This window comes from Vibrio sp. T13N, from assembly GCF_032970445.1.
In the GTDB taxonomy this organism is placed as follows: Bacteria; Pseudomonadota; Gammaproteobacteria; order Enterobacterales; family Vibrionaceae; genus Vibrio; species Vibrio diabolicus.
The window spans coordinates 1-2,616 of record NZ_JAWJYE010000044.1 but is presented as its reverse complement, the minus strand read 5'-3'; the positions used below and the strand labels follow the sequence as shown (position 1 = coordinate 2,616).

At 39.3% G+C, this 2,616-nt stretch carries 3 protein-coding genes; all 3 read right to left on the bottom strand.

All coding sequences use genetic code 11. The features are described 5' to 3' along the window. A partial coding sequence (locus tag R2S67_RS22600; protein WP_317347144.1) for an AAA family ATPase occupies positions 1-1,197 on the bottom strand: 1,197 nt, incomplete at its 3' end. 235 nt (positions 1,198-1,432) lie between these two features. Continuing rightward, complete coding sequence (locus R2S67_RS22595) at positions 1,433-2,029, bottom strand: tyrosine-type recombinase/integrase (protein ID WP_069546410.1); 597 nt, start codon at positions 2,027-2,029, stop codon at positions 1,433-1,435. Between the two features lie 236 nt (positions 2,030-2,265). Further along, positions 2,266-2,475 (bottom strand): hypothetical protein, encoded by a 210-nt coding sequence (locus tag R2S67_RS22590; RefSeq protein ID WP_193448102.1) that lies wholly within the window; start codon positions 2,473-2,475, stop codon positions 2,266-2,268. Positions 2,476-2,616: the final 141 nt, after the last annotated feature.

The following is a 2,616-nucleotide window of genomic DNA, read 5'->3' as shown; positions in this document are numbered from 1 at the left end:
TAGAAAGTCTAGTGAAACTTCACTAGGGCTGATTGACGTAAGTTTTCTGTTAATCAATTCATAAAAAAATTGGTCATATTTGCTTTCAACAAAAACTTGTTTTCTGTTTTCATAATTTACGCTTAAAGCAGGAACTCCTGATGTCAGAATAGATAGGGCTTGATCCTTGGAGGTTTTTACTAGTCTAGGTTCTTCAGTCCCCATTACATAAATTGACTCTTCGGGACTTAATGCAATTGTAGATGGAGAGTGTGTAGTCAAAATTACTTTTACACCTTTTTCCTCTACAAAAACTTTCCTAAGTACTTTTATGAAGTGTTTGGTCATTGATGGGTGCAGTGGAGCATCAGGCTCATCCATTAGAAGAATTTCTGGGAACTCTACCTGCACACTCAGGTTGTATAGGCTAAGAGCTAATGAAACAAGAACTTTCTCTCCTGAAGAAARATCAGAAAAATTAATTTCAGCACCACTAGTTTTATTTGTTAGTTTTAAAGTGAATGGTAGATCTCTATGTGAGCCTACTGGATTGTTAACTAGGTAATTTACTCTTGATTCTTCCAGCACACGATTTACCAAATCCCATGGTGGTGGTCCATATTTCTGAATAAATTCATCCCTCTCCAAGAAAGAACCTTCATTGTACTTTGTATATCGGAACTCTGAGACTAGATTATCTTCGAATTTTGTATGGTACCTTTTGAATAAAATAGAAAAGTTTTGCTGAAAAACATCATTTATAGTCAGACCGTCATCAATCGGATAATGACCATAAAAGTCTTCATCACTTAGGTCGTCAAGCAGTTTTTGAGAGTTTTCCGCAATTATGTTTAATAATCGTATTTGCTTTGGGTCTCTGATAACTTGATGGAGCTGGATATTGCCATTTGTCTGTTTTCTTTGTTTGTACTGATTGAACTGATTAATTATATTCTGAACTGCTTTTCGTAAGTGAGTGGGGTCTATTGCGCCACTGTTATTTGGAGCGAGGCTAGCGTGAGTTACATGCTTTCTATTAGCAAGCTCTCTGTTTTCGCTTAGAGCCTTAACTCCTGCATTATTCTGTAGAATAGCTTCCAGTAGTTGACTTTTACCTGAACCATTTAACCCTGTTATCACCGTAAAGTCAGGCAACTCAATATCATTTAGCGCAGTTATTGATTTATAGCCAGACTGGAACCTCAATGTAATGGGCATTTACTCTCCTTTTTCCACTTTGTTACAGAGTCTGTTGCTTAGCCGCTGGTTATCTTGTGACGACTTTACATACATCCCTATATTCAGGTTAGTGTATGTCATCAAACATTTAGGTACATTAGTCGCATTATAAAAAGTAAGTCAAGTGAGTTTAGCTAAAGTGAGTAGTCAATTGATCGTGGCTCATTTCTGGGCACAGGCTTCTCAGAGAGATGAAAGGCCTGTATTAGTCCTTCTAGCAGTCTGTTTGCTCTGAGAGCCTCAGAGCGTCTTCCAGTTCCACTCCAAGGTAACGAATAGTGTTATCTAGCTTCGAGTGCCCCAGTAAAATCTGTACCGCTCTGATGTTTTTTGTTTTGGCATAGATCAAGGTTGCTTTAGTACGGCGCATGGAATGAGTGCCATAGTAGTCCGCATTCAATCCAAGTTTTACTGCCCAGTTCCTGATAATCGATCGATAGAATGAGTAGCTGATAGGTTGTCCTTTTCGGCGACCACTTGGAAACAAAAAACTGCTTGCCTCTAAGGATGCCGAGTAGATCCATCGGCTAATACTTTGTTGCGTTCTCGGGGTAATCTCGTAGTGGACGTCGGTGCCAGTTTTTTGTTGGATGCATTGAACCCTTTCATAGATTACACCTTGCGAAGAAACATCATATACATGCAGCCTTAGTAAATCACTTGCCCTTAATTTGCTATCAATGGCTAAGTTCAATAGTGCAAGCTGCATTAGGTCGCTTTCAAGCTCTAGCCTAGTTCTAATTCGCCAAATTTCTTCCAACTTGAATGGTCGTTTAATGCCGCTGCATTTTCCTGAAGATAACTTTCTCATGTTGACCTCCTCTTCGATATTATTGGTCAACATAAAGTCTGGCTATAAACTGAAACTGTTCCAGCCTGATAGCCATCGATCACGCAGTCGTTCAGGGTGCTCAGAATCATCCGTGGACAGAAGTGAGTTAGTGATAGTGTTCTAAAACGCTTCTGTCAGATTAGGAAAATTATGTTGATTCCGTGAGTGCTTGTTAAGTGTGAGAGATGTTGCCAACGATGTGGTTTGTTTATTCACTACATTTCATCAACAGCAAATCGTTCTGAGCCACCGTTGAAACAGACATAAAACTTGCGACCATCGCTATATACCTGAACCTCTGCGCCATTCATATTGTGGTAAGGGCGATCTATCATTGACCATCTTGTACAGTCATCTAGTTCAAGTACAACTAAACCCATATCACTATATAAGCTCTCAACTAACGCTTTTGATACTAATTTCATTTGCACCTCAAATTATTTGTCTTCACTTTCAATAATTTGACACCTAACGCCTTGCTCACCAGTAAGTTGGGAGGGCAGCGAGTAATTTATCCGTGTGCAGCAACTTGTTATAGGGCAGTGTTCTTTCACTACATATCAAGC